The 21,637-nt window shown below is 64.1% G+C and carries 35 protein-coding genes and 1 pseudogene; 10 read left to right on the top strand and 26 right to left on the bottom strand.

Annotated elements, in window-relative coordinates:
* Nucleotides 1-9: 9 nt before the first annotated feature.
* The 19 genes and pseudogenes from QZ853_RS12760 to QZ853_RS12670 all read right to left on the bottom strand — a co-directional run bounded on the left by QZ853_RS12760 (nucleotide 10) and on the right by QZ853_RS12670 (nucleotide 11,962).
* Nucleotides 10-372, bottom strand: coding sequence for a DUF3168 domain-containing protein (locus tag QZ853_RS12760; protein ID WP_295573765.1), 363 nt, complete (start codon nucleotides 370-372; stop codon nucleotides 10-12).
* A complete protein-coding gene (locus QZ853_RS12755; RefSeq protein WP_295573763.1) occupies nucleotides 372-860 on the bottom strand; it encodes a hypothetical protein in 489 nt (162 codons plus the stop codon). Before QZ853_RS12755 ends, QZ853_RS12760 begins: the two co-directional genes overlap by 1 nt.
* Before the next feature lie 5 nt (nucleotides 861-865).
* Nucleotides 866-1,204: a phage head closure protein gene (locus QZ853_RS12750; RefSeq protein WP_295573761.1), complete on the bottom strand. Its 339-nt coding sequence runs from the start codon at nucleotides 1,202-1,204 to the stop codon at nucleotides 866-868.
* Nucleotide 1,205: 1 nt separating this feature from the next.
* A complete protein-coding gene (locus QZ853_RS12745) occupies nucleotides 1,206-1,550 on the bottom strand; it encodes a head-tail connector protein (RefSeq protein WP_295573759.1) in 345 nt (114 codons plus the stop codon).
* Nucleotides 1,551-1,553: 3 nt separating this feature from the next.
* On the bottom strand, nucleotides 1,554-1,913 hold the full coding sequence (locus QZ853_RS12740) for a hypothetical protein (RefSeq protein WP_295573756.1): 360 nt from the start codon (nucleotides 1,911-1,913) through the stop codon (nucleotides 1,554-1,556).
* Nucleotides 1,914-1,967: 54 nt separating this feature from the next.
* Nucleotides 1,968-3,179, bottom strand: coding sequence for a phage major capsid protein (locus QZ853_RS12735; RefSeq protein ID WP_188218816.1), 1,212 nt, complete (start codon nucleotides 3,177-3,179; stop codon nucleotides 1,968-1,970).
* A gap of 11 nt (nucleotides 3,180-3,190) precedes the next feature.
* Nucleotides 3,191-4,057, bottom strand: a complete 867-nt coding sequence (locus QZ853_RS12730; RefSeq protein WP_295573753.1) for a head maturation protease, ClpP-related — start codon at nucleotides 4,055-4,057, stop codon at nucleotides 3,191-3,193.
* A 3-nt stretch (nucleotides 4,058-4,060) separates the two neighbouring features.
* Complete coding sequence (locus tag QZ853_RS12725) at nucleotides 4,061-5,344, bottom strand: phage portal protein (RefSeq protein ID WP_295573750.1); 1,284 nt, start codon at nucleotides 5,342-5,344, stop codon at nucleotides 4,061-4,063.
* A gap of 2 nt (nucleotides 5,345-5,346) precedes the next feature.
* Nucleotides 5,347-7,095 (bottom strand): terminase TerL endonuclease subunit, encoded by a 1,749-nt coding sequence (locus tag QZ853_RS12720; RefSeq protein ID WP_295573747.1) that lies wholly within the window; start codon nucleotides 7,093-7,095, stop codon nucleotides 5,347-5,349.
* Complete coding sequence (locus QZ853_RS12715; RefSeq protein WP_043034793.1) at nucleotides 7,028-7,453, bottom strand: P27 family phage terminase small subunit; 426 nt, start codon at nucleotides 7,451-7,453, stop codon at nucleotides 7,028-7,030. The genes QZ853_RS12720 and QZ853_RS12715 overlap by 68 nt, the downstream gene beginning before the upstream one ends.
* 468 nt (nucleotides 7,454-7,921) lie before the next feature.
* A complete protein-coding gene (locus QZ853_RS12710) occupies nucleotides 7,922-8,122 on the bottom strand; it encodes a hypothetical protein (RefSeq protein ID WP_295573744.1) in 201 nt (66 codons plus the stop codon).
* Nucleotides 8,119-8,595 carry a hypothetical protein gene (locus QZ853_RS12705; RefSeq protein ID WP_295573742.1) on the bottom strand — a complete coding sequence of 159 codons (477 nt, stop codon included), beginning with the start codon at nucleotides 8,593-8,595 and terminating at the stop codon, nucleotides 8,119-8,121. Before QZ853_RS12705 ends, QZ853_RS12710 begins: the two co-directional genes overlap by 4 nt.
* 1 nt (nucleotide 8,596) lies before the next feature.
* The gene (locus QZ853_RS12700) at nucleotides 8,597-8,812 is read right to left on the bottom strand and encodes a hypothetical protein (RefSeq protein ID WP_043034789.1); all 216 of its coding nucleotides are present in this window, start codon (nucleotides 8,810-8,812) and stop codon (nucleotides 8,597-8,599) included.
* Entirely contained in the window at nucleotides 8,809-9,135 is a 327-nt protein-coding gene (locus QZ853_RS12695) for a hypothetical protein (protein WP_053462892.1), read from the bottom strand. Before QZ853_RS12695 ends, QZ853_RS12700 begins: the two co-directional genes overlap by 4 nt.
* Nucleotides 9,132-9,797, bottom strand: a complete 666-nt coding sequence (locus QZ853_RS12690; RefSeq protein ID WP_295573736.1) for a glycoside hydrolase family 19 protein — start codon at nucleotides 9,795-9,797, stop codon at nucleotides 9,132-9,134. Before QZ853_RS12690 ends, QZ853_RS12695 begins: the two co-directional genes overlap by 4 nt.
* A 90-nt stretch (nucleotides 9,798-9,887) precedes the next feature.
* Nucleotides 9,888-10,529, bottom strand: coding sequence for a hypothetical protein (locus tag QZ853_RS12685; RefSeq protein WP_262222121.1), 642 nt, complete (start codon nucleotides 10,527-10,529; stop codon nucleotides 9,888-9,890).
* Nucleotides 10,530-10,555: 26 nt separating this feature from the next.
* The gene (locus tag QZ853_RS12680) at nucleotides 10,556-11,263 is read right to left on the bottom strand and encodes a hypothetical protein (protein ID WP_262222122.1); all 708 of its coding nucleotides are present in this window, start codon (nucleotides 11,261-11,263) and stop codon (nucleotides 10,556-10,558) included.
* Nucleotides 11,260-11,657, bottom strand: a pseudogene (locus QZ853_RS12675) (hypothetical protein). The gene QZ853_RS12680 and the pseudogene QZ853_RS12675 overlap by 4 nt, the downstream one beginning before the upstream one ends.
* Entirely contained in the window at nucleotides 11,654-11,962 is a 309-nt protein-coding gene (locus QZ853_RS12670) for a nuclease domain-containing protein (protein WP_197628464.1), read from the bottom strand. The pseudogene QZ853_RS12675 and the gene QZ853_RS12670 overlap by 4 nt, the downstream one beginning before the upstream one ends.
* Nucleotides 11,963-12,102: 140 nt before the next feature.
* On the opposite strand from QZ853_RS12670, the gene QZ853_RS12665 reads away from it, so the two are divergent.
* A complete protein-coding gene (locus QZ853_RS12665) occupies nucleotides 12,103-12,615 on the top strand; it encodes a hypothetical protein (protein ID WP_295573728.1) in 513 nt (170 codons plus the stop codon).
* Between the two features lie 5 nt (nucleotides 12,616-12,620).
* Here the strand turns inward: QZ853_RS12665 and QZ853_RS12660 are convergent, their stop codons facing one another.
* From QZ853_RS12660 to QZ853_RS12640, 5 genes are all read right to left on the bottom strand, one after another.
* Nucleotides 12,621-13,088 (bottom strand): recombination protein NinB, encoded by a 468-nt coding sequence (locus QZ853_RS12660; RefSeq protein ID WP_295573726.1) that lies wholly within the window; start codon nucleotides 13,086-13,088, stop codon nucleotides 12,621-12,623.
* Between the two features lie 386 nt (nucleotides 13,089-13,474).
* Nucleotides 13,475-14,077 (bottom strand): hypothetical protein, encoded by a 603-nt coding sequence (locus QZ853_RS12655; RefSeq protein ID WP_295573724.1) that lies wholly within the window; start codon nucleotides 14,075-14,077, stop codon nucleotides 13,475-13,477.
* Nucleotides 14,043-15,008: a helix-turn-helix domain-containing protein gene (locus tag QZ853_RS12650; protein ID WP_295573721.1), complete on the bottom strand. Its 966-nt coding sequence runs from the start codon at nucleotides 15,006-15,008 to the stop codon at nucleotides 14,043-14,045. Before QZ853_RS12650 ends, QZ853_RS12655 begins: the two co-directional genes overlap by 35 nt.
* Nucleotides 15,009-15,030: 22 nt before the next feature.
* Entirely contained in the window at nucleotides 15,031-15,351 is a 321-nt protein-coding gene (locus QZ853_RS12645; RefSeq protein ID WP_345777904.1) for a MarR family winged helix-turn-helix transcriptional regulator, read from the bottom strand.
* Nucleotides 15,348-15,791 carry a phage regulatory CII family protein gene (locus QZ853_RS12640; RefSeq protein ID WP_253086113.1) on the bottom strand — a complete coding sequence of 148 codons (444 nt, stop codon included), beginning with the start codon at nucleotides 15,789-15,791 and terminating at the stop codon, nucleotides 15,348-15,350. Before QZ853_RS12640 ends, QZ853_RS12645 begins: the two co-directional genes overlap by 4 nt.
* A gap of 142 nt (nucleotides 15,792-15,933) precedes the next feature.
* On the opposite strand from QZ853_RS12640, the gene QZ853_RS12635 reads away from it, so the two are divergent.
* On the top strand, nucleotides 15,934-16,230 hold the full coding sequence (locus tag QZ853_RS12635) for a hypothetical protein (RefSeq protein WP_295573715.1): 297 nt from the start codon (nucleotides 15,934-15,936) through the stop codon (nucleotides 16,228-16,230).
* A gap of 158 nt (nucleotides 16,231-16,388) precedes the next feature.
* Here the strand turns inward: QZ853_RS12635 and QZ853_RS12630 are convergent, their stop codons facing one another.
* On the bottom strand, nucleotides 16,389-16,880 hold the full coding sequence (locus tag QZ853_RS12630; RefSeq protein WP_295573712.1) for a YdaS family helix-turn-helix protein: 492 nt from the start codon (nucleotides 16,878-16,880) through the stop codon (nucleotides 16,389-16,391).
* 56 nt (nucleotides 16,881-16,936) lie between these two features.
* On the opposite strand from QZ853_RS12630, the gene QZ853_RS12625 reads away from it, so the two are divergent.
* The 6 genes from QZ853_RS12625 (at nucleotide 16,937) to QZ853_RS12600 (ending at nucleotide 19,528) form a co-directional block, all read left to right on the top strand.
* Nucleotides 16,937-17,686, top strand: coding sequence for a S24 family peptidase (locus tag QZ853_RS12625; protein WP_295573709.1), 750 nt, complete (start codon nucleotides 16,937-16,939; stop codon nucleotides 17,684-17,686).
* Nucleotides 17,674-18,111 carry a hypothetical protein gene (locus tag QZ853_RS12620; protein WP_295573706.1) on the top strand — a complete coding sequence of 146 codons (438 nt, stop codon included), beginning with the start codon at nucleotides 17,674-17,676 and terminating at the stop codon, nucleotides 18,109-18,111. Before QZ853_RS12625 ends, QZ853_RS12620 begins: the two co-directional genes overlap by 13 nt.
* 206 nt (nucleotides 18,112-18,317) lie before the next feature.
* A complete protein-coding gene (locus QZ853_RS12615; protein WP_295573704.1) occupies nucleotides 18,318-18,554 on the top strand; it encodes a hypothetical protein in 237 nt (78 codons plus the stop codon).
* Complete coding sequence (locus QZ853_RS12610; RefSeq protein ID WP_295573702.1) at nucleotides 18,551-18,766, top strand: hypothetical protein; 216 nt, start codon at nucleotides 18,551-18,553, stop codon at nucleotides 18,764-18,766. The genes QZ853_RS12615 and QZ853_RS12610 overlap by 4 nt, the downstream gene beginning before the upstream one ends.
* A complete protein-coding gene (locus QZ853_RS12605; protein ID WP_295573700.1) occupies nucleotides 18,763-19,176 on the top strand; it encodes a hypothetical protein in 414 nt (137 codons plus the stop codon). Before QZ853_RS12610 ends, QZ853_RS12605 begins: the two co-directional genes overlap by 4 nt.
* Before the next feature lie 109 nt (nucleotides 19,177-19,285).
* A complete protein-coding gene (locus QZ853_RS12600; RefSeq protein ID WP_295573698.1) occupies nucleotides 19,286-19,528 on the top strand; it encodes a hypothetical protein in 243 nt (80 codons plus the stop codon).
* A 191-nt stretch (nucleotides 19,529-19,719) separates the two neighbouring features.
* Here the strand turns inward: QZ853_RS12600 and QZ853_RS12595 are convergent, their stop codons facing one another.
* Complete coding sequence (locus tag QZ853_RS12595) at nucleotides 19,720-20,502, bottom strand: hypothetical protein (RefSeq protein ID WP_295573695.1); 783 nt, start codon at nucleotides 20,500-20,502, stop codon at nucleotides 19,720-19,722.
* Nucleotides 20,503-20,739: 237 nt separating this feature from the next.
* On the opposite strand from QZ853_RS12595, the gene QZ853_RS12590 reads away from it, so the two are divergent.
* Nucleotides 20,740-21,324 (top strand): hypothetical protein, encoded by a 585-nt coding sequence (locus tag QZ853_RS12590; protein WP_295573693.1) that lies wholly within the window; start codon nucleotides 20,740-20,742, stop codon nucleotides 21,322-21,324.
* Entirely contained in the window at nucleotides 21,321-21,629 is a 309-nt protein-coding gene (locus QZ853_RS12585) for a hypothetical protein (RefSeq protein ID WP_295573691.1), read from the top strand. The genes QZ853_RS12590 and QZ853_RS12585 overlap by 4 nt, the downstream gene beginning before the upstream one ends.
* Nucleotides 21,630-21,637 lie beyond the last annotated feature (8 nt).

Raw genomic sequence — 21,637 nt, 5'->3', positions numbered from 1 at the left:
GCCAGCGGCTCAGCGCTGGTCGATGAAGTCGGCCTCCATGCCGACTCGAAAAAGCCCGGTGTCAGGGTCTCGGTTGTTGACCACCAGCCGACTGCAGATCAGTTCCGCATCCAGTGCCGCCCTCACGGCGGTTGCCAACGCCTCCACTTGACCGTCGACGTTATCGCCACCGCAGTAGCAGTCGATCTGCACCGTTGTGAAATCACCAGTGGGCGCGCTGCTGAGGTTGTCGAAGGGCTGACCAGAAATGATCTGCCAAGTGATGTAGGGCCGCTGTTCCGTCTGCTTGACGAACCCATGCCGGCCGATTCGATCACCGACGATCGCCGCGACCGCGGGCGTGTGTATGGTCCGGAACACCTTCGGGAACATCAGCGGCCTCCCCGGTTCTGCTGGGCCAACTTCGCCACCAGGCGATCAATCCGCACCATCAGATCGCCGACCACCAGGTTGATCGTTTCCTCACCACGCTCGTTCACCGTTCGACGGATGAAAGAGCGCGCGGGCTGGTGCACGGACCCGTACTCCTTCAGCTGTGCCGACTTCAGGGTGCTGACCTGCTCACCCTCGCGGCCCGGATACATCCTGCGCTTGATCCGGACCAAGTAGCGCTCTCCGTTGCCGTCGCTAGGCGCCTTACCGCGCGAGGCGATGATGTTCTGCGCCAGCAGGCCGGTGGACTCGTCGCCAGGCTCCAGCACGGCCTGCAGGTTCTGGCGCTCCTTGTCGCGCAGGAAGCGCGCGCCTTTGGCCAGCGCCAACTTCACCGGGCCGCCCTTCTTGCTCACGACCTCGGCCGGTAGGCTGCTCAGCGTCCGGATGATCCCGGGGACTCCGTTGATGTTGAACTCGACCTTCATCTCGACTACTGCCCGTCGTTGACGCCGGCCGAAACCGGGATCGTGATGTACTCCAGCCCAGACACCTTGTCGGGCAGCAAGCCGGCAATGTTGAAGATCTCGCCGCGGTGGATCAGGCGCATCGACGGCAACAGTCCATCGCGGTGACGCATGGTGATGCGTGCCGTGACCGCCGATTGGGTCTGCCCGGACTGGATGAACTCGCGGGCGGACAGCGGCTCGACAGAGGCCCATACGGTGGCCACGTCGACCCACGCCGTCTGCTCGATACCATCGCTGTCCTTGTTCGTCACCTGCTGCTGGATCAGCACGCGGTGGCGGAGCTTTCCTGCCGGCAGGCTCATGTCAGACCCCGAGGCCGATGCGATACGGCCATAGCAGGCTGTGCGCGCCCATCGGGACTTGGATGGTCGCTCCGTCGCTGCCTTGCACGTCTTCACGCGTGCGGTACAGGTGCCCCAGCATCAAGAGGATGGCCGCCCTGATTGAGTCGTTGGCCAGCATAGGATCGACGCCGGCCGTACCATCCAGGACTGCAGCGGCCATGGATTCATTGTCTTTGAACACACGGCGATTGAGAAACTGCTGAGCAGCCCCCTCGGCAGCGCCACCGTACAACTCCAGCATCGCGTCGTCGACGCTATCGGCCCGGCAGTGCTGCCGGGCCTGGTCGATGGTAATCAGCTGCATGGCTCAAGCCTGCGCCGGCGTCGCCGCCTTGATGGCGGCTTCGATTGCTTCGATCACGGTGGCGCGGGACTTTTCGCCCTTGCCGGTCTCTGCCTTCAGCGCAGCGTCCAGCATTTCGAGATCGGTCATCGCCGCAATTGCCGCGATCGCGTCGGCAGCCTTCTGGCGGACGAGCTGAGCGCCCTCATTGGATCCGCCAGCCGGAGCAGCCGGACCACCGCTAGCGGCGCCCGCCTTGCCAGTCAGCTTCACGAGGCCACGCTGGACCAGCAAGTCCGCGTGTTGGTTGGATACATCGAACTCCGCGCCGCGGCTACGGCTTCCGTTGTGTTCAAACGAGGTGAGTGCAATGACCTTGGCCATCATCCGGTTCCTTCGTCATGGGCAGCGCCCGGCATTGCCGGGCGCCACGTGGCATCAGCCGCCGGCGCCAGCGCCGTCGGTGACCGGCAGACCGTCGAAGCCACCCTTCACGAATGCCTCGGGGCGGAAGACGGTCAGGCCCACGTCCTCTTCGCAGAGGATGGTGACCATGTTCTTGACGAAGTTGTCGCGGTCCTGGTTGGAGACAGTTATGTTCGCCTGCTCGCGGTCCCAGCCCTGAGCACCCATCTTGAACGCACCGGTCAGGAAGTCGCCCAGATCCATGGCCTTGGTAGCCACGACCGGGCGCGCCCACAGGCCGGGAACGGCCAGGCCACGCGGCGTGGCGAACAGGTAGGCGTTCTCGGTGGTCTTCGACAGTTCGATGGTCGTCCAATCGATCGGGTTCAGCACGATGCCATCGGCTTCGTACTCGGCCAGGGTCACCTGCAGCATGGCGATACGCAGACGATCAATGGCCGTCTCGTTTTGCACGGTCACGCCCGGGTTCGCATAGGTCGTGGCCTGGGTGTAGAGGCCATTGATGTTCAGGCCCACGCCCGAACCCTTCAGCAGCTGCGCTTCTTCTTTCAGCTTCAGGCCGTACATCAGACGGCCGTTGATGTAGGCCTGCAGCATGCTGGCATCGCGCAGAACCTGCTTGGACGCGCGGATCCAGTGGGCGATGGTGGCGATCTTGGCCGAGTCCAGCTCGAACGCCAGGTCAGACTCCGGCTTCGGATTGGTCGGGTTCTCGGCCACCACATCCGCGCTGTTGGTAAAGCCGGTCTCGCGGACGTACTCGATGCTGTCCGAGGAGGTGGGCCCCCAAGTCAGAAGATCGCGGATGAAAAGGCGCTGGTTCGGCGTTGCAACCACGCCGGGCACGCGCTGCGGCTGGATCAGGGTGCCGGCCGAGGCGTCTTCGCGGGTGATAGCCGCCTTGACCGTGAAGCTGCCCTGCATACCCGGGTTGAAGTTCTTGCAGGCATCGGACGCGGCAACCACTTCGCCGATGGTCAGGGCCTTGGCCGGCGCGCCGCCGCCCTGCTCCAGCTTGGCAATGACCTGCTGGGCAGCCTGCAGGTTGGCCTGCAGCTCGCCCTGGGTGACCAGCAGCTGGTCGACCTTGGCCTTGGTTTCTTCGGACAGCTGTGCATGCGCGCTGATATCGGCCTTCGCCTGCTCCGCGTGCTTCTTCAGCTGCTCGTTCACCTTCTCCAGGCTGGAGTTGATGTTCTTGATGTCGTCGTCGATCTGGGCCATTGAGGCTCTCCTTACAGGATGGTGGTGAGGTTGGCGGCCAGCGCCGCAGTGGTCGTGAAGCCGGCAGCATCACGCTGGCCGTGTTCGGTGGGCTCGCCCTCACCGCTGCCAGCGGGATCACCCGCGCTGGACTTGAATTGACTGATCAGCCGCATGGCCTCGGACTTCGGCATGCCAGAGGCCCGCAGAGCGGCCTCCATACGGCGCACCGCAGAGGCGTTCTTGCTGTCATCGGCCTTGCCGATCTCGTCGGAATCGAGCAGCGAATCTGCGAATCCCTGGGAAACGGCAGCGCTGCCGCCGATGTAGGACTCGCGATCCATGAGCTTCTGCATAGCCTTGAGGTCTTCGCCGGTCCTGGCCGCGTACACGTCGGCCATTGCCTGGTCGAATGGCTCCAGCTGGTCAGCAATCTCGCGCAGCTCGTGGCGGTTGCCTGCGGCCAGGAGCCAGCAGTTGTGGATCATCAGGAAGCCCGCACGTGCAATCTGCACATGGTCGCCGGCCATGGCGATGATGGAGGCGGCAGATGCCGCGATACCCATCACCTTCACCGTGACCTCGCCCGGGTGCTCGCGAAGCATCGAGTACATGGCCAGCCCTTCGAACATGTCGCCGCCCGGAGAGTTGATGGCGACGGTGACCGGCCCCTTGCCCAGCGAACGGAGTGCCGCAGACATGCGTTTGGCAGTGAAGCCGCCCCCGGTCCACCAGTCCTCGCCGATCACGTCGTAGATGCCGATGGTCCGGTCTTCCTGATCCTCAGCTGCAGCGCGGATGCTGGAATCCCAGCGATCAAACGCCGATGGTGCGATGTAGCTGCGCACATCAATCTGCGGCCGTCCGCTCGGAACGTCCGGGGTTGCACGGATGGTCATCGATTACTCCTTACTGGCGGCGTCGGGAACGCCAAGAAATGCGCGCATTGATGCGCGAGCAGCATTGCCGTCTTCGGCCTGGCCAAGTTTGTCCAGCGGTGCAAGAGCGGTCTGCACCGTCAGCACCGCGGCGTTTCCACCCATCGGTTCGCGATCCTCCAGCTCGCGTACTTCGTCGCGGGTCAGGATGCCGTTGTTCACCATGGCCGCGTAGAAGGAAGCTCGCCCAGCGCTGTCGGCGCGAAGAAGCCCTTCGACTGCGAACTTCGGGTAAAACCGGGTGCGCTCGGAGGGTGTTAGAAGGTCCTTGCTAATCGCCTGCTCAATCCGGCGGAGCCAGGGGCCAAGCGTGAATGTCAGAAAGCCGATCATCTGCTGCTCGATGCCCGTGCCCCAACTGGTTGACTTCTCGGCGTGGCCAACCATAAACGGAGGAACACGGAACCAGCGACAGATCTCCTCTACCGAGAAAGCACGTGATTCGAGCAGCTGGGCGTCGGCCGGGTTGATACCAATCGTCTTGATATCGGACCCCGCTTCGAGAATGACTGGTCGCCCAGCATTCACGGCCCCACTAAGCGTTTCCAACGTTTCCCTCGCCTCTTTTCGCTGCTCGGGCTTAAGCGTGCTCGGGTAGGAAATAGCCGTGGTCGGCAGCAGTCCCTTGGAGAACGTTGAACTTGCCGCCATGTCAGCGCCGATGGCGGCGCCAAATACCTCCGCACCGTAGCCAATGACAGATACCCCCTCCTTACCGTCCAGGGAGAACCCAGGGATGCTCCAAACGCGATCGTTCGGGATCTCCCGCTGGAGGCCGTTCTCGTCGGTGTACCTCCACACCTTGATCCCGTCGCGCCGGAACCAAGTCACCCGGTCTGGATGCAGAAACTGCAGGCCCACCAATCGGCCGCCAATCATCAGCTTCTCGCAGCGCGCGTTACCGCGCAGCAACATGGCCGCCACGCTCGCCTCCCAGTGGACAGCAGCGGTCGTGTCTGCGTTGGGCTGATCGTGCAGGATGAACTGCAGCGGATGTTGGCTGGCCACTCGCTTACCGCTACTCGTCTTCTCGTACATCGACAGCGGAAGCGTAGAAATTGTCTCCGAGATCAGCCTAACGCATGACCATACGGCCGAAAGCTTCAGCACGGTCTGATGGTTCACCGCCACACCCGCCGCCGAGCCCGTTCCAAAGAACTCTGCCCAGAAGTCGCCATCAGTGAGGTGGATCGGAACGCCGAGCCACTTGAGCGCAGCAGCGCGCAGGCGCCCTGGCTTCTTCGTCATTATCATCCGATCACCGGGCTATTTAGGAAATCGTCAATCGGCTGCTCAGTGCTGGTGGTCAGACTCACACCGAGGGCCATCAGCAACGCGGTCATGTCATCGATCTTGTCCGCGGAGCGGCGCTTGTCCGGCGCCATGTTCAGATTCACGTCCTTGCGAGCGACCAGGTTGGCCGCGCACCAGGCCAGTACAGGGTCGCCGTCGTGCACCAACCGCTTCCCGATGTAGGCGCGCTCCAGCTCTACCATCGCGGGGTGGTACGACTTCGTGCCCTGGATGAACTCCACCAGTGGGACTTCCGCCGCAACAAGGCGGCTGACCATCTCGGTAGCGTTCCAGCGGTCGAACGCAAGCGACTGCAGGTTGAAGCGCTCGTGCACGTCCAGAACCGCCTGCTCAATCACCGCGTAGTCGGTGACCTCGCCATCGGTCTGCTCCAGCAGCCCGGCCGCGACCCAGCCCGCATACGGGACAGTGCCGCGCTCGGTTCGCTGTGCCACCGCGGACTCGGGCACCCAGCGCCGTCCCCAAGTGAGGATCTTGTCGTCCAAGCGCCAGACCAGCCGCAGCGATGCAAGGTCGCGCGTGCTGGCCAGGTCAAGCCCACCCCAGCAGGGAACGTCCTTCAGTGCGTCCAGATCGACCACGCCATGGCAGGCATTCCACTTTGGCAGCAGGATGAAGCCGTTTGCCGCTGCAGCAGGCCGGTTCAGCCGCTTGATCTGGAACTCAGCGAGCTTCGAAGGCATCGCCTTCGCTTCGATCGATTCCTTCCTGATCGCCGCCAGCAGGTGGGGGTTAACGTCCATCAACGGGTTGGCCTTATGCCAGGCCCTCTCGTCGAAGTCCCCGTCATCCTTGTCCACCGCGAAGAAGATCGCCAAGAAGTGGTCGGCCGCATCGCCGAACACCCCTTCCAGCAGCTGCGTGGCGAACTGCCGAATCTCCGACCAAGGGCCGGGGTTCGCGTACCCCTCGGTAGTCGTGAACAACCAGAGCGGATTCCGCCGAGCACCAGCCGCCGACTGCAACACGTTCAGCAGATCAGGCGTCTTGTGCGCATGGATTTCATCGAGGCCAACGTGGGACGGGTTCAGGCCGTCCTGCGTCGATGCCTTGGCGTTGATCGGCTTGAACGTCGCGCCGGTCTCGACCCGGCTGATCGCATTGGCCCAGCACTCCAGCCCGTAGGCCTCCCGCAGATCGGCCTTCTTCTCGGCCATCCGCTTAGCCACGTTGAAGATGATGCGCGCCTGGCTGCCAGTGGTAGCCGCTGAAATGACCTGCGCACCTTCTTCCTCTTCGCAGCATTCGCAGTAGAGCAGGATGGCCGCCGACAGCGTCGACTTCGCGTTCTTGCGCGCCACCGCGAACAATGCGGACGTGAAGCGGCGTGTTCCATCTGGCTTGCGGAACCCGAACAGCTGTACCACGAACCACACGTGGGACGGGTGAAGCCGGATCTCCGGCGTCTCCCACTTGCCTTCCACGTGCGGGAGAAGCTCGATCCAGCTGCAAGCGTGATTGGCGTGATCGCGTGAGAAGGAGAATGGCGCTCCCTTCTTCTTCGCCCGCTTCAGATCGTCCAGGAACCGTTTCGCCGCCAGCTTGATCAGCCGGCCGAACCTCCCTCTCCTATCAGCCGCTGCCGCCTTCGCATATCCGATCGCAACATCGACGTAGTCATTTTCCGGCGGCGCGGGGCTTTCCGAGCGCGGCGAACGCGTTGCCCGGCTTTTCCGTGTCGCCATTGGGTTTCACCTTTCCCTGCGCCACTGGCGTCAGGCCGAAGTCGTTCATCAGTCCACGCAGCTGGGCAACCATCGATGCAACCGGCGCCTCGCCGGCGGCGTACAGCTGGACGGTCTTTCCATGAAGAGCGCAGAGCTGGCCGAGCGCCGACAGGCCGGCCTCGGTCAGGAGCTTGTTTGCGTGGAGGATCGGAGCTAGGCGCTCCCATTCCTTACGCGCGTGTGCGTTGGGCATCCAGTCCGGTGCCGGTGGCACATCGGACACCAGCGGGAGTTCAGCCGCGGCAGGCGCTTCGCGGTCAGGCCGGTCGGTGCCGGCCACCACCTTCAGCGCTGTCGGCTTGCGGGGGCGGGACATAGACAGGCCTCAAAAACTGAATTTTCTGAATTGACGGTGCGAAAAAACGACTGAGCGGCCGGTGTCCGAGGGGAGCGCTTCGAACTTTTTCCCCTCCCCCGGGGCAGTTGATGGGAATCAATCGCATTCATCGTTTCGAGAGGTACGGATGAGAGCGATTCGCGCCTCGTGCCGCCTCTGCCTTGGTCTTGGTGCCGTGGCACGCGCAGCAGATTGCCTGCAGGTTGTCCAAGGAGTCCGTGCCGCCTTCCGCCTGCGGCACAACGTGGTCAACCTCTTCTGCCTGGCGGATGCGACCGGCTGCACGGCATGGCTGACAGAGGTACAGGTCACGTGCCATCACCGCATCGCGCTTGCGACGCCACGGCCTGCCGCCTCGGCCTTTGCCGTAGTTCTCCTGCGGTGCTTGCGCGACGTGTACCGGAGCCAGCTGCGGCATCGGTCTATGTCGACGAGGGAAGCTGGCCATCAGCCCAGGCTCTGCGACTGGTCGCGCTCGCCTGGCACCAGCTCACCGTCCAGGCTGCGGGCTGCCTCGTCCTGCTCTTCCTCGCCCTCAGCTGCCAGCGCAGCCAACAATGCATCAACCTTCCCTTCAAGCCTGGCGGTGGCCTGGCGCTGCTCTTCCTGCTGCAGCTCGATCCGGCGCAGCCGGTCGTGCAGGCTCATCGCGTCACCTCGGCACGGTCTGCTGCGATGACGGCTTGGCTGGCACTGATGTGGTCGTCTGCGTCTCGGCCGACTTGAACAACAGCTCCCGCAACCTCTGCTCGTAGTTCGGCGTGCGCATCACGTTCGATGGTGCCGGCGACAGCCTGGGACAGGCGAGCGGTGTTACAGGTGGCGAGGTCGTCGCGCAGCTGGATGCTGCCATCGCGCACGCCAGCAACAACAGCAGCAGGGACGGCCGTGGCCGCGGTCCGGTCTTCTTCATGCTTGGCTCCGATGGTGGCCAACGCCTCGGCGTGGCTGTGCTCTACGGCACGGGTCTGGTTGATCTGCTCGACCTGGGCAGCGCTGGCGCCAGCCAGCTGCCGGGCGTCCACGGTCTCAGCCCGGTCACCGCGCCAGGCCCAGCCTGCGCCGAACATGCCAGCAGACCAGGCGACGAACACCAGAAGGTGGATGGCAATTCGGTTCATCTCAGGCTCCCGGGCCCTTGCGGGTCATGCCGAAGAAGTAGCCGATGACCATGCCGGTCGCGTTGTTCAATCCACCGATCAGCATGCCGAACGAGTCCTTGTTCTCCGGCGGAATGGCCACTGCGATCAGGGCGGCCATGGCCATCCCAAGCAGGAACAGCACCAGCACGGCAATGCCGACGCGAGCGGCGCCTATGTTGCGGGTCGCGAAGGTCATGCGGCACCTGCCAGTGAATGAATTTCCTCCAGCGCCCAGTGGTAGAGCTGCTGGTCGATGATGGTCACGCGCGTGAGGCGCTTGCCGCGCACCTCCTTGATGGCCACCTGGGTGGACTGCTGAACTGCCAGCAGCACGAATGCGATTCGCTGCTTGGTCGGATCAGGCTCCTGCAGGACGGCGAGCGCATCGCTGACCATCTCGCGGATTGCCAGCAGGAGCTCCGCCGTGGGGCTTTTGGCTTTCTGACTCTCCAGCACCACCAGCACGCCCTGCAGCTGGTTGACCGGCGACAACTTGGCGCCCTTCTTCTTCGGCGTCATGCGGCCAGCGCCTTCAGCGCGCGGGCGTAGCGTGCCCTTCGGTCAGCCGCGCCGGTCTGCCCACCGTTGATTCGCTCGGTGATCTCATCGAAACGGCTGGCATCCGCCAGCTTGTTCAGGGATCGGGCATCCCAGAATGCTCCGGCGGCCAGGGCACCCCATTTCGGCCGCTCCAGTTCCTCGGGTCTGGCCTCGAAGTCAGGCACGCCCTTGATGCCCTTCGCACGCAGAGCGTCGCGGATGGCCGCGTAGTTGGCCCGGCCCGTGTTCTGGATAGGACCACGGCCGCGATAGCGGTAGCCATCGCCACTCGACTCCGAGCCGTTGCCAAGCCGATTGGCGTAAGCGTTGTTGCCGATCGCAACCGGCTTCCGTTCCAGCGCGCGCGCCAGGTCGTTCGGCTTTCTCGGCTTGGCCTTGGGGTCAACGGCGTAGCGGCTGGGCCAGGTGTCGGCCATGCCCTGCGCACCGTAGTTCAGGTTCTCGACGGTCCGGGTAAGGCTCGCCGACTCGTGCCCGACCTGCGCCAGGAACGCTGCCACCCGCTTCGGGGTGCTGATGCCGAACGCTGTACAGGCGTCGGCAAGGGGCTGAGCCCACTGGGCGGCGACGGCGGCACTGCAGCCGACCGCCTGCTGGATTGTCGAGGCGGTCAGGATCATGGCGGGGTCCGAAAATGGAAACCCCGGCTGGATGGCCGGGGTCAGGTCGTGCGCGATAGTAGTGAATCTACCTGCTGAAGTGCGGGGGCATCAACCCCGCACCGCCAAGCCTGCCGCATCAGCAATCATCGGGTCGACAATTCCATGGAATGCATTGTTGTTCGTCGACTCGACCCGTTCCTTCACGAGAGCGAACTTCTTGCCTTCAACCTTGATGCGTACAAGAGTTGATTGGCCCAACAAGTTTGGGTACTCGAACACAATGAACGCATGACTTACGACTATTTCTCTGTTCATCGGGAAACTGGAGTCCGTTTTCCATATCCCGAGGCAAAGTGGCGGAAGGATCATGGAGCCGGCCACTTCATCATCAGGAATGCTTCCCCTTATGATGACTCTTCTTGGAAACTTCTCTGCGCGAATTTCATTGTCCAGCGGGTTCTGCGACTTTGCCACTGATCCATCCGGGTGGAAACTGATCGGGAAGGAGTCAGTCACGATAACCAGCTTTCTCACTCTGATCATCGCCGATGACTTGTTAGCCAACTGCACAGTCAGGTCAATTGGACGCCCGAACTGATCGTAAGAGATGCCTACGCCGTTTGTCGGCAAGGCATTCATAAGCTTCGATTCGAGTCGATAGTTCCGAATCTTGTTCGCGAGCCAGACAGTCAGTGCCACGAGGACTGCGGCAGCTACGGCCGCAGCTGTGTCAGAAAAAAACTGCTCCATGGATCCCTCCCCTTTAAGGGCGAATTCTATGCGAATTCAGTGGGATCTCGATCAAGGCACCTTGCTAAGTGCCAAGCAGCCTCTTGCTCAGCCTCGGTGAAGCGCTGCAGCATCCACTCATAGACCCCGCGCCAACGCTCCCGATAGCTGGACTCGTCGCGACCCAGCGCAGCAGCGCGCCGCCGGTCGCTGACCTGGCCGAGCCCTGAGCCACCGCAGGCTTTGCAGATGACCCGCAGGTCGCATGACATTCTATGTCCCCTGCCCTCGCAGGCCGCGCAATGCGGCCGCTGGGCGATCTCGCTGATCACTGCCGCTGCCAAGGTCGGCAGCGACTCCAAGGTGCTGATCGGCCAGCACTGAGCCTTGATTCGGCCCAGCCGCTGCTGGGCGGCGTCACGGTTCGCCCGCTGCTCGGCCGTCGCCGCTCCGCCCCAGCCGATGCACACCTCGGCCAGGCCGAGGTCCGTCCGTGCCTCAGCCAACCGGCGCTGCTGCCGCTGCAGCTCCGGCGTCACCAGCGCGATTACCGCGTCCCGTAGCTTGTGCCGTCGCAGCGCGGCACCATCCGGCCACCAACACGCCTCCAGCAGCTCCCGACCCAGCCCCGCCGGCACCATGCCCAGGGCCGCGGCAATATCCTGGTTCGTCAGGTCGGGCTTCCCGCCTCCCCGGCCGATGTCGAACTTCACCGTGCTCGGCCCCAGCCGCGCCATCGTCTCTCGTGGATTCATGCCCGTTCCCCTGTCGTTGAGTGGCCGGCCGCCGCCGGCCCGCCCGTAATCCGCACCACCACCTGGCCGCCCGGCCGGCGCTCGCTGCTCACAACCGGATGGCTGATGAACCGCTTGTCGTCGATGCCCAGCACCTGGGCTATTCCGTCTCGGTACGCCTTGAACCGCCCCAGCATGTTGTCGTCGTCCGGCAGCGCCTTCCCAGGCGCCTGGTGGAAGCTCACCCACAGGTGCAGCTTCCCCGCCGGCAGCTGCAGCGCGCGCCAACCCGCCTCGTGCGCCAGCACCACGGCCGTCTGCCGGGCGTGCTTCGTGGCCTTTGCCTTCCGCTCCAGTGAACCCGGCCGTTCGGCGATAGGTCCTTGCTCGGCCACGGCAGGATCAGCTCCTTCATGCGCGCACCCGCAGGTAGCCCTGCTGCCAAAGCTGCAACATGGTCAGGTCGTGCGCCCGCTGCCAGATCTCGGCCTTCTCCTCGCGGGTGAAGCGCTTCCCCTGGTCCAACTCGCGGTGACAGCTCCGGCACCCGCTGGCGAAGAAGCAGTCGTGCGCCTTGATGCTGCCGCCCTTGCCGTGGCGGGACTGGTTGCTGTGGCACGGCTCGCCCGGGCCTCCCTCGCACACCCCTTCGATCTGCAGGGTGCAGTTGAGCTGGTAGGCGAGGTCCAGCAGGGCTCGATCACGGTAGTTGCCGTGCATCAGGCTCCCCCCCCGCATACAATCTCGGCATTCAACACAGGGGATGTGAGATGCGGCCCATCAATTGGAAGACGGTGAGGTGGCTCGGAGCTTCCATCGTTGCTGGCGTAGGCCTGTCTTATGCAATGGGGTTTGACCCCGTGCGCATCTACGTCGACAAGGATGCTGGGCAAGTATGGCCGGCTTGGGTTCAGGCATTTGGCAGTATCGGAGCGATTCTTGCTGCCGCCTTCATTGCACGATGGCAGCGGCGCGCCGAGATTTTTCAGAAGCAGGAAGACGATCTCGCAAATGCTCGGAGCATGGCCGCGCTCCTCTACAAAGACTTCGTGCGTTGGAAGGAGAAAGCTACGCCCCGAGAAACCTACAACCCGCTGTTCGGGGTTGACTCGCATGCAATCCCTCAGCCTATCTACGAATGCATTCGAGACCTGCATGTTATGGGACCGGCCTCTGGACCAGCCACGAAGGCGATAGGCTTTTCGCTCAAGGCCCGCGAGATAGGCGTAGCCGGCACAGATGGGACTAAACGCTTCCTGCGCAGCAAGGAAGACCACGCGCATTACTCCGAAGCGCTGAGGCAGATACAGGCCAGCTGCTCCGAAGTAATTGGAGAGTTTGACAAGCTCCTCGGCCTGCAGCCTCGACTTTGAGGTGATCACGCAACCCTCCTCTTGGTCGGCGCGAACTGCGCAAGTCGTTCCACAGCGCTGTCCGACCCGCGCACCCGGTCCGAAAACTCGGCGTGGATGAAGGTGAGGAAGTCGCCTATCTTCCGGCGGCTGTACTTGCTGGTTCGGGCGCCGAGCATCACCACGCCACCGCGCAGGCCGGGCGCCCACTCGGTCTCTTCCTCGAACGCTGCGGTCAGCACGTCCTTCCAGTCGTAGGACGTGGCCTGCCTGGTACTGCCGTCGCGGCGGGTGATCACCAGCGGCACCTGCTTGGCAATGTCGCTCGGCGCGGGCCACATCGCCGCGTTCTGGTCCAGCGTCCGCTTCGGCTCGTCCAGGGTGATCTGCACCGGGCCGCCTTTGAGCCATTCGTTGATGGCGCGCACGACGTTGGAGACCGCCTGCGGCCAGTTGCGGTTGTTCGGCGGGTCGATGAGGAAGGTGCGCATCATAGGCTCACCTCCGAGAGATTCGCGGCCTTCAGTGCTGCTCTCCACCGATACGCCGTTGCGCGGCTAACGCCGAAGTCTTGCCGAATCTTCTCGGCACTTGGCACATCGTCCTTGTACATGCGCACCAACTTGATCGCAGTCGTCAGGAGCGTGCTTTGCGCGCCTGGATCGGGCCAGCCCGGGTTGCGCATGGTGTGCTGAGTAGTTCCCATATGGCTCATCCCCGCTTCCTCCTGATCTGCTCGTCTCGTTCGTCCCACCCGGCCTGCCAGCGGCGCCGCCGCGTCACACCGTCCTGCCCCATCTCGTACCGCGGTGCTGATTCCCGGCTGCGGCAGGCATCCCGCGCCCAGCGCCCGGCCTGCTCGGCTTGGGCCAGCTCCGCTTCAGTCACCATCGAAGTTCAGCTCGGCCGCTGCCCGCTCCATCGCAGCACGCGCCGACTCCCGGTCACGCACCGGCCGCACGCCGTGCTTCTCCTGCTCGATCGCCAGGAACGGCTGCGGCAGCGGCTTGCCGTCGACCACGTGTTGGACAGCGCGCGTGTAGGCCTCCTCCAACATCCGCCGTTGCTGAGATCCGTGGTCGGCCGAGGCGTAGACGTGCAGGTCCAGCAGCGAGCGCACCAGCACGGTGAAGCCGCTCTGCGGCCGGCCCGGTGCCATCTCCCGCTCCACCGCCGCCATGACTGGAATGTCCAGGCACATCGTCAGGAACCTCGGCGGGTTCGGCGGCCACTCCCTGCCCTCGGTCAAGCAGCAGGCCATGCCGCGCGCGTGCTGTGCCCGGCTGCGGCCCTTCAGCACCTGGAACCACGTGCCGGCCGCGATGGTCAGGCTCCCGTCCTTCTTGAACGGCGCCGCGCCGTTCTCGCGCTCCCACTTGCCCGGGAACATGGCCGTCATCTGCTTCCAGAACTCCCACAGGTAGGCCGACTGCACCTCGGTCAGCGGCTCAGCCGACGACGGCAAACTCGGCGTCGACGACATCGCTTGGCTCGAACCCAGCGCCGCCATCGTGGCCACCGCCTCGGCGTTGGGCGTAGAACTGCTGTTCGAGCTGCTCGGTGCGGTCGGCAGAACCGTGTTGAGGGCTTGCATGGGTTGCTCCTGCGGATGGCTGGGCGACAGGGATCACGGGCAGCGCCAGGCCGGCGGCCATCGTCTGCTTCAGGGATTCGTTCGGGTCGTGGCCGGCAGCGACCAGGTCCAGCAGCTGCTGGCGGACCTGCAGCCAGCCCTGGACAGAGAGCGGGCGGCGTATCGCGGCGCGGTGGCGGACGAACCTGGCCAGCAACTCGCGGTCGACACCGGTGGGCGTGCTGCCGAAGCCGGCCAGCTCGCGGTCTACCTGCTCGGTGGTCAGCGCCAGCGGATCGGCCTCGCGCTCACACGCGCGGTGTGAGGGTTGCTCTTGGTTGCTTTTGGTTGCTTTTGGTTCGGGTGCAATAGCTGTTGCACCCTTAGATGCGTCGTTTTGCACCCTTAGATGCGCTTTTTTGCACCCTTTGCCGCGCTGTTTTGCACCCTTTGACCCGATGTCTAAGGGTGCAAAATCTGCACCCTTTGCGCCCTCTCCGTTCGTTTCGGGCCGTGTATTCAGGTCTGCGCCAGCATGACCATTCTCAAAGGGTGCAATTTCTGCACCCTTAATCCACGAGGGGTTGATTCGATACTCTCGGGGCAATCCCATCAGCCCGCCAGCCTGCCGCCCACCGGTGCCACGGTTGACCAGTACCAACCATCCGGAGCTTTCCATGGCCCGCAGTTGGTACTGAACGGTACGGGCGGACTGGCGAGTCTTCGCTGCCAGCCTCGCGACGGATGGGAAGATGTGCGTGCCGTCGTCGTGCGCGTGGTCGGCCAGGGCCAACGCCAGCAGCATCTCGCCGCCGCCATTCGGGTAGCGGTCGAAGACCATGCCTGTAACTCGTGCGCTCACGTCAGATCCCCAGGGCCAGGTTCTGACCCGGCGCGACCGGCCACCAGGTGCATGCGGTGCGGCCGCTGACCGGACACGGCTTGTTGGGGCCGCGCCACACGCGGCCTGCCTTGATCAGCTCAGGCAGGCGGCGGGCCAGCATGTAGCGGTCCAGGCCCGTGGCCTGCGCCAGCTCGTTGCTGGTCATGCCCGGATAGTCGGTAACCGCCTTGGCGCTCTGGTCGTGCTGGTGCGCCTGCAGGCCGCTGGCGACCACGTAGTGAGCCGCGTCGTGGCTGGTGCTCAGATCGCTCGCGCGCGCAGGGTGGTTGATCGTGCTCATGCCCCACCCCGCTCTGCTGCCGCCTCGGCGTGCTGGCTGACCTGCACCAGCCTGGCCATCACCGCCGCGCACCCGCGCGCGATCGCGTCAGCCTCGTTCGGCGAGATCCTGCCGTCGTCCAGCGCCGCCGAAACCAACTCGGCCAGATCCCCCTTGGCTGCCGCCGCCTGCAGCAGCGCGCTGATGAGCGAACCCGATTCCGGGGCATCGCTGCGCTGCGCCACGAAACCGTGCTGCGCGCACAGCGCGTGCAAGATGCGGAAGTCGCCAGTGCGCGCCATCAGCGCATCCGCCTCCTGCAGGCTCAGCAGGTTGCGGTCGGTGTTCGGGTTGACCTTGCCGCGAAGGACCGCGGCCGACATGCCCAGCCTGGGCGCCAAAGCCTCACTTCCACCGGGGTACTGGTGGACCGTGTCGTAAGCGGCATCGGTGACATTCATGGGATAGGGACTCGAATGGATACGTGGGCACTACTGCGGCGCAACATGTGCGCCATGGACATCAACAACTCACGGACGACGGGCGTCGCCCTCCCTGCGCTACGCTGGCGTTTCCACACGAACAGCCCGCAAGGAGGGCGACATGGACGACAAGGCTCGGATCGAACGACTCGAAAGGGAGGCAGTTGCGCACCGGCAGGAGCTGGACATCCTCATCGGCCGGTTGAACGCGGTGCACGGGGTGCTGTTCCAGATGCTCGCGGACCGCGAGAACTCGACGGCCGTGCTCACGGCGAACCTGGCTGCAGCCAACGAACGAATCGCCGCAGACCTTCTGCAATCACCGCTTTCAGAGACAACAGTGGCGGAGCATCAGCGCGTGGCAGGAGAGCTTCTGGCTGTGGCGAACAACGTCCGACTGGGGCTTCAGAAGCCGTAACCCCAAGACAGACCATCCTGCCGCTCGGCAGCTGGACGATGTTGAGGCGGGGCACGGCTATGCCCTGCGGATCGCTCAGCTTTCGAGCAAGCCCGCTCCACTGCTGGAAGGCCAGCAGTCGGCGGTGGATCGCAAGTCGTCGCTTCAGCGCGCGCATATCAGGCCACCTCCAGGGGGGCGTAACGGTCTTCGTCCGGGTCATACGGCGCCGGCTGCGCCTGCGGTTGCTCCTGCACGCCCAGCAGGCGCTGGATCTGCGGCAGTCCAGGCAATGCGCCCTCTTCCGCCCAGGACTCGACCTGCTCGGTCGGCAGCTGCAGCACCGTCGCCAGCTGCTTGTCCGTCGACAGGCCAAGCCGGGCGCGCAGCGCGCGCTTGCTCATGCGGCAATCGACCAGCTGGTTGATCACGGCGCGCGGCACATCCTGCATAGGCTTCGGACCGAAAACAGCTGGAAGCAGCTCGAAGCGACTCACCGCGCCACCGGTCGCGAGGTCGATCTGAATAGCCCGCTCGGCCTTAATGGCCGTTGTTCCGTTCTCCCATTGGGAGACAAGGCCCTGAGTGGCAGGCGTACCCGTTTCTGTCAGCAAGGCGGCGAACGCCGACTGCGACAGGCCCTTCTCTTTTCGGTAGGTGGGGATGTCCATGCCCGGAGTATGAGTGGCACTCATACTCAGGTCAATAGTGCCGCTATTGGCAAATCATGAACGTATTAATTAGCGTCCCTGATATGGAAACTTCTCGCAAAGCGAAGCCGACCTCAGCCGACATAGCGGCCGCTGCGCGGCTGAAAGCGGCCTGGGCCGACAGGGCTCGTTCACTCGGAATCACTCAAGAGAAGCTGGCTCACGAACTTGGAATCACACAAGGCGCCGTCAGCCAGTACCTCAATGGCAAGATCCCGATGAACTACCGGACGCTCAAGGTGTTCGCGGCAGCTTTGGGAATTGAGGACACGGACATTCGAAGAGACTTGCCCGAGCAACAGTACACCTCCCCTGCTCCGTCGGACGACGCTTGGGACGATATCGTCGGATACGCCCAGGCAGCCGGCCTCGGAGCCGGTGCAGAGGCGACGGAGTACGCCGAGACCCATAGTCTCAAGTTCAAGAAGACGAGCCTGCGCCGGCGCGGTATCTATGGCCGCGCCCTTGCCGTGTACTACGGCAAGGGCGACAGCATGGAGCCGACCATAAAAGACGGCGATGCAATCCTGTTCGATACATCGGATACGCGTGTGGTCGATGGGGTTCTTTACGTCATCCAGGTCAACGGGATGGCTAACCCAGAGTATTTTGTGAAACGCGCCATGGTTCTAGACACGGGCGTGTACTTCGAGAGCGATAACCCGCATGGCGACCATCAGTGGCGTAAGCCTAAGCCCATGGTTTCCACTCGCCACCCGATCACTGTGATCGGCCGCGTTCACTGGATTGGAGGATGGGCAGACTGATGGGAATGGATACCGCAAGCCTCGGCAAATTGCTGATTGCGTTCACTGCCGGTGTAGTCGTTACTGCTGTGGCAGCTGGCGCTCTCTGGAACCGATCGCCCAGCTCCCCCGAAACTTCGAGTTCTCGGCCAGCCATCGCTGCCCAAGCGTCGGACAAGCGGGAGGAGTCATTCAGTAAGACGGAGCTCTGCAAGGTTGTCTCGGAGTATGCACGCACAGTGATGGATGGACGGCAGGCAGGCGTACCCATGTCTGGAGTGATGGACCTGGCCAAGGATGTTGACCCGGCTATTGCTCCCGTCATGCACCAAATGATCATGGATGCTTATGACCGTCCGCGCATGTCGGTCGAGAAGAATCAGCAGACGGCGACCCGTGATTTCGAGAATGACGCATACTTGGCCTGCATGAAAGGCTCTCGCTGATTTGCCGCAGAAACGTTGGCACTACAGACCCCGCTAAGGCGGGGTTTTTGGTGGAAGCTTCCTCCGACACGTCGCTATCCCTGACCAGGTTCAGAAAAAACACGAATCGCGATATAAGCGCCCCTATTGACAGGATGCATTAGCGCCCCTAATCTTTCCGCGCCACCTCAGAAGCGGCCCCTCCGGGCCCAGGCATGGAGAGAAAGATGGCAGCCATCACCAGCACCAGCCGCGGCGCAGCTCGCGTCGAATCCCGGCCCCACGCCGGCACCGTTGTCGTCCAGGTCGGCGACGCCGCACTACTCAGCCTGACCTCGGCCGAGGCCCGCGAACTGGCCGAGCACCTGGCCGTCTGCGCCGACGCGATCGACGAAGGCGCGACCGAAACCGCCACCATCGCCCGCTCCAAGCCGCTGGCGCTCCAGCAGGCGGTGGCCGCGTGAACGCCGCCCTCGCCCACCACTCCAGCGCACAGCGCGCGGCGGCCGCCGCAGGCATCGTCGCCCGCGCCGGGCGCCGCTGGGGCCTCCTCCCCTACCAGGTCGTCGTCGCCGCGAGCATCGCCGCCAATGCCGTCCTGCGGCATGGCCATAGCGCTGCGGGCGCGGTCGCTGCCGTCCGCAGCGCAGCGCGCGCCCAAGGCGGTGCTGCATGAGCCGCAGCGGTTACAGCGACGACTGCGACACCTGGCCGCTGATCTGCTGGCGCGGCGCGGTTTCTTCCGCATTGCGCGGCAAGCGCGGGCAGGAGTTCCTGATCGAGCTGCGCGACGCCCTCGACGCGATGCCAGAAAAGCGCCTCATCGCCGAAGAGCTGCAGGACAGCACAGGCTGCCACTGCACGCTGGGAGTGATCGGCGCCAAGCGCGGATTGGACATGACCGGCCTCGACCCCAACGACCGCGAGGCCGTGAGCAAGGCGTTTGGCATCGCCGAAGCGATGGCGGCGGAGATCGTTCACGAGAACGACGGCGAGTGGCGCTGGGACAACGAAACGCCGGAGCAGCGATGGACTCGCATGCGGACGTGGGTAGAGCGCCACATCACTGCAGCTGGTGCCCCATGACGGATCCCGACTTCTTCGCCGCCATGGCCGTCGGCATCCCGCCCATCACCCCGCCCGTCGGCCCGGCGCCAGCGCCGGCCGAGCCCACCAACGAACAGGAGACCGAGTAATGCGCCACCTGGCCCTGCCCTTCTTCTGCGCCGCCGTCGTCGGCCTGCTCCTCGCCCTGCTCGCATGGGCGCTGCGCAACCACACCGACCAGGTCGCACTGGCCTGCGCCATCGGTGCCGTGTTCTTCGCATGGCGCTGCTGGGAAGACCTCAACACCACTTGGCCGGCGTTCAAGGCCGAAATGCAGCGCCGCAGCGATGAACGACAGCGCGCGCCGCTGATCGCTGACGACACCCACTGACCCCCTGCCCTGCGCTCTCCCCCTGTAGCGCAGGGAACCCGCGCCGGCCGGGTTCCAACAGCCGGCAACCCATCCCAGGAGTTCATCTCGTGTGTCAGCCAGTAGTCTACAACTCAGCTTTCAGAGGCGAGTGGACGACGGCAAAGAAGTTTGCCGTCAAGAAACCTCTGCGACCGCACCCGATGGCGCGCCTAGATCGCCTCAGCGGAGCTTTTGATTGCAGCTGGGTCAATACCAAGCGCTGCCGCAAGGGCGTCGCTAGTGATTCCAGATTTCGCCACGGCGGACGATGCCACTTTCCTAATCTCGGAAAGATCGTGGGAGAGGATCGTTCGATAGTGACTGAGCGAGTTCCAGAGCATCTTGAGCTGCTTCGGATCATCCGTGCCCTCAACTCCCTGCCAGCTTTGTCTCAGTGTGTCGCATGCTCCGAGCGAGCGCGCCAAATAGAGTGCCTCCTTGCAGCTCAGAGTGTGGAGACGAGGCGTAAGACCCTTCGTCACGGGAAGTCGAAGCTGCTTGACCAGCGCATGAGCGGTGCTTCGCGCCTGGGAGGACTTACAAAACTCCGCGTAGGCTTCATCCGTGAATATCTCCTTGATTGCTTGGCAAACCACGTCAACCGCAGCGACCTCGGCCTGAATTCTCACAAGAATCAAATCCCTCTCAGCAGCAGTCGCCGCCTCCTGTCCGAGGACAGTTCGAAGAGAAATGCTCGCTGCCATGGCACTGTTCGCATTCGCAATAATGCCAAGAACGATCGTGGCCACGCCCAAGAATACGGTGGCAAGTATTCCCACGAAGGACATGGCTACCGCCCATCCGTCCCACCACACGACGCAGTCTCCTACACCCAGCTGCATGCATGGGCTGACGCCGCGCCAACGCATTGCCACAAAGCTCCAATCCAGAAGATAGAGCAAATAAAGATAAATCAAAATCATGTCACCGCCCCCCTGAGGATCGATCGGCATTCTGCCACGCCGATTGGGCCCTCGGAGGAACCCCCTGGCTGACAAGCTGCTCACCGCTGCACAGGCCAAGCACACAGCGCGCGTGCTGCTGACCGAATGCCGGGCGCGCCGACACGGCCTCGGGTTCTGCTTCGCCTTCAACGCTGCACAGCGCGCACGCATGCGCGCCACCGCTCCCGCCCCAGTGCCGGCACCGCCGCGCGCACCGGCACTGCCGGACCAACTGGACCTGTTCGCATGACCGCACCACTACCCATTTCCCCGGCCACGGCTGTCGAGGCCACCAAGGCATCATCGCCTGTCGCCGCGGTTGTTTCTGCCATGCGTCGCGTCGATCCGGCCACCGCTGTTGACGGGCGCGAGGTGCGCGCTTGGGCTGACACCTTGCTGAAAGCGCTCTACACCGCTCAGCCAGTGCGCTGGGAGTACCGCCACAAGGACGATCACGGCCCGGGATGCTGGATGCAGGCCGACGCAGGGCACGTCTACGCCGCGCACCAGCGTGGGCTCGTTGTCCGCGCACTGTTCGAGACACCGCGCGTTATCCAGCCCGAGAAGGTCCACGATTTCCAGCGGCGCATGTGCACGCGTTGCGGGATCAGCGAGGACTGGGCCGGCCCGGACTGTTTCCCGCCCGACACGAAGGTCGACCCGCGCAAGCTGCTGCCCGTCGACCCGAGCTGGTTCCTTGAGCCGCTGAAGTGGATCCGGGATGCCGGCCACATGCCGCTCAGCACGCACGAACGCCGCCGCCGGGCCACCGAAGCCACCTTCCTGATCGAGAAGCTCGAAGCCCACATCGAGGAGTGCAATAAGCCATGACCCAAGAACACATCAGCCACCCGGAAGGGTTGCCGAGCTGCGCCGCCGGCCACCGCGCGCGCCACATCCACGACAAGCGCTGCGCCTCCGCCGGCGGCGGCCATCTGGTCGAGTGCGCCTGCAGGTCGACCAGCAAGCATGCCGATCCCGACAAGGCCATTGCGGCGTGGCGTCGACTTAACCGACCCGAGCGCAGCGCGCGCCCGGCTGCGGTGCCTGCGGCGGCCGACAACGTCTTGCAGTTCCAGCTCGGCCTGGCCGAGCGCAAACCCAAGGCCCAGCGCGCGGCGCTGGCGGCGAACTGAAGGAGAGC

Origin of the sequence: uncultured Stenotrophomonas sp. (assembly GCF_913778665.1) — a bacterium.
Classification (GTDB): Bacteria; Pseudomonadota; Gammaproteobacteria; order Xanthomonadales; family Xanthomonadaceae; genus Stenotrophomonas.
The sequence above is the reverse complement of the archived record's forward strand: the minus strand, read 5'-3'. Positions and strand labels throughout refer to the sequence as shown.

What these genes read in the sequence shown, in the direction of transcription:
- QZ853_RS12760 (WP_295573765.1), bottom strand. Translation starts at nt 372, where the DNA reads ATGTTCCCGAAGGTGTTCCGGACCATACACACGCCCGCGGTCGCGGCG.
- QZ853_RS12755 (WP_295573763.1), bottom strand. Translation starts at nt 860, where the DNA reads ATGAAGGTCGAGTTCAACATCAACGGAGTCCCCGGGATCATCCGGACG.
- QZ853_RS12750 (WP_295573761.1), bottom strand. Translation starts at nt 1,204, where the DNA reads ATGAGCCTGCCGGCAGGAAAGCTCCGCCACCGCGTGCTGATCCAGCAG.
- QZ853_RS12745 (WP_295573759.1), bottom strand. Translation starts at nt 1,550, where the DNA reads ATGCAGCTGATTACCATCGACCAGGCCCGGCAGCACTGCCGGGCCGAT.
- QZ853_RS12740 (WP_295573756.1), bottom strand. Translation starts at nt 1,913, where the DNA reads ATGGCCAAGGTCATTGCACTCACCTCGTTTGAACACAACGGAAGCCGT.
- QZ853_RS12735 (WP_188218816.1), bottom strand. Translation starts at nt 3,179, where the DNA reads ATGGCCCAGATCGACGACGACATCAAGAACATCAACTCCAGCCTGGAG.
- QZ853_RS12730 (WP_295573753.1), bottom strand. Translation starts at nt 4,057, where the DNA reads ATGACCATCCGTGCAACCCCGGACGTTCCGAGCGGACGGCCGCAGATT.
- QZ853_RS12725 (WP_295573750.1), bottom strand. Translation starts at nt 5,344, where the DNA reads ATGACGAAGAAGCCAGGGCGCCTGCGCGCTGCTGCGCTCAAGTGGCTC.
- QZ853_RS12720 (WP_295573747.1), bottom strand. Translation starts at nt 7,095, where the DNA reads ATGGCGACACGGAAAAGCCGGGCAACGCGTTCGCCGCGCTCGGAAAGC.
- QZ853_RS12715 (WP_043034793.1), bottom strand. Translation starts at nt 7,453, where the DNA reads ATGTCCCGCCCCCGCAAGCCGACAGCGCTGAAGGTGGTGGCCGGCACC.
- QZ853_RS12710 (WP_295573744.1), bottom strand. Translation starts at nt 8,122, where the DNA reads ATGAGCCTGCACGACCGGCTGCGCCGGATCGAGCTGCAGCAGGAAGAG.
- QZ853_RS12705 (WP_295573742.1), bottom strand. Translation starts at nt 8,595, where the DNA reads ATGAACCGAATTGCCATCCACCTTCTGGTGTTCGTCGCCTGGTCTGCT.
- QZ853_RS12700 (WP_043034789.1), bottom strand. Translation starts at nt 8,812, where the DNA reads ATGACCTTCGCGACCCGCAACATAGGCGCCGCTCGCGTCGGCATTGCC.
- QZ853_RS12695 (WP_053462892.1), bottom strand. Translation starts at nt 9,135, where the DNA reads ATGACGCCGAAGAAGAAGGGCGCCAAGTTGTCGCCGGTCAACCAGCTG.
- QZ853_RS12690 (WP_295573736.1), bottom strand. Translation starts at nt 9,797, where the DNA reads ATGATCCTGACCGCCTCGACAATCCAGCAGGCGGTCGGCTGCAGTGCC.
- QZ853_RS12685 (WP_262222121.1), bottom strand. Translation starts at nt 10,529, where the DNA reads ATGGAGCAGTTTTTTTCTGACACAGCTGCGGCCGTAGCTGCCGCAGTC.
- QZ853_RS12680 (WP_262222122.1), bottom strand. Translation starts at nt 11,263, where the DNA reads ATGAATCCACGAGAGACGATGGCGCGGCTGGGGCCGAGCACGGTGAAG.
- QZ853_RS12670 (WP_197628464.1), bottom strand. Translation starts at nt 11,962, where the DNA reads ATGCACGGCAACTACCGTGATCGAGCCCTGCTGGACCTCGCCTACCAG.
- QZ853_RS12660 (WP_295573726.1), bottom strand. Translation starts at nt 13,088, where the DNA reads ATGATGCGCACCTTCCTCATCGACCCGCCGAACAACCGCAACTGGCCG.
- QZ853_RS12655 (WP_295573724.1), bottom strand. Translation starts at nt 14,077, where the DNA reads ATGTCGTCGACGCCGAGTTTGCCGTCGTCGGCTGAGCCGCTGACCGAG.
- QZ853_RS12650 (WP_295573721.1), bottom strand. Translation starts at nt 15,008, where the DNA reads ATGGTCTTCGACCGCTACCCGAATGGCGGCGGCGAGATGCTGCTGGCG.
- QZ853_RS12645 (WP_345777904.1), bottom strand. Translation starts at nt 15,351, where the DNA reads ATGAGCACGATCAACCACCCTGCGCGCGCGAGCGATCTGAGCACCAGC.
- QZ853_RS12640 (WP_253086113.1), bottom strand. Translation starts at nt 15,791, where the DNA reads ATGAATGTCACCGATGCCGCTTACGACACGGTCCACCAGTACCCCGGT.
- QZ853_RS12635 (WP_295573715.1), top strand. Translation starts at nt 15,934, where the DNA reads ATGGACGACAAGGCTCGGATCGAACGACTCGAAAGGGAGGCAGTTGCG.
- QZ853_RS12630 (WP_295573712.1), bottom strand. Translation starts at nt 16,880, where the DNA reads ATGGACATCCCCACCTACCGAAAAGAGAAGGGCCTGTCGCAGTCGGCG.
- QZ853_RS12625 (WP_295573709.1), top strand. Translation starts at nt 16,937, where the DNA reads ATGAACGTATTAATTAGCGTCCCTGATATGGAAACTTCTCGCAAAGCG.
- QZ853_RS12620 (WP_295573706.1), top strand. Translation starts at nt 17,674, where the DNA reads ATGGGCAGACTGATGGGAATGGATACCGCAAGCCTCGGCAAATTGCTG.
- QZ853_RS12615 (WP_295573704.1), top strand. Translation starts at nt 18,318, where the DNA reads ATGGCAGCCATCACCAGCACCAGCCGCGGCGCAGCTCGCGTCGAATCC.
- QZ853_RS12605 (WP_295573700.1), top strand. Translation starts at nt 18,763, where the DNA reads ATGAGCCGCAGCGGTTACAGCGACGACTGCGACACCTGGCCGCTGATC.
- QZ853_RS12600 (WP_295573698.1), top strand. Translation starts at nt 19,286, where the DNA reads ATGCGCCACCTGGCCCTGCCCTTCTTCTGCGCCGCCGTCGTCGGCCTG.
- QZ853_RS12595 (WP_295573695.1), bottom strand. Translation starts at nt 20,502, where the DNA reads ATGCCGATCGATCCTCAGGGGGGCGGTGACATGATTTTGATTTATCTT.
- QZ853_RS12590 (WP_295573693.1), top strand. Translation starts at nt 20,740, where the DNA reads ATGACCGCACCACTACCCATTTCCCCGGCCACGGCTGTCGAGGCCACC.
- QZ853_RS12585 (WP_295573691.1), top strand. Translation starts at nt 21,321, where the DNA reads ATGACCCAAGAACACATCAGCCACCCGGAAGGGTTGCCGAGCTGCGCC.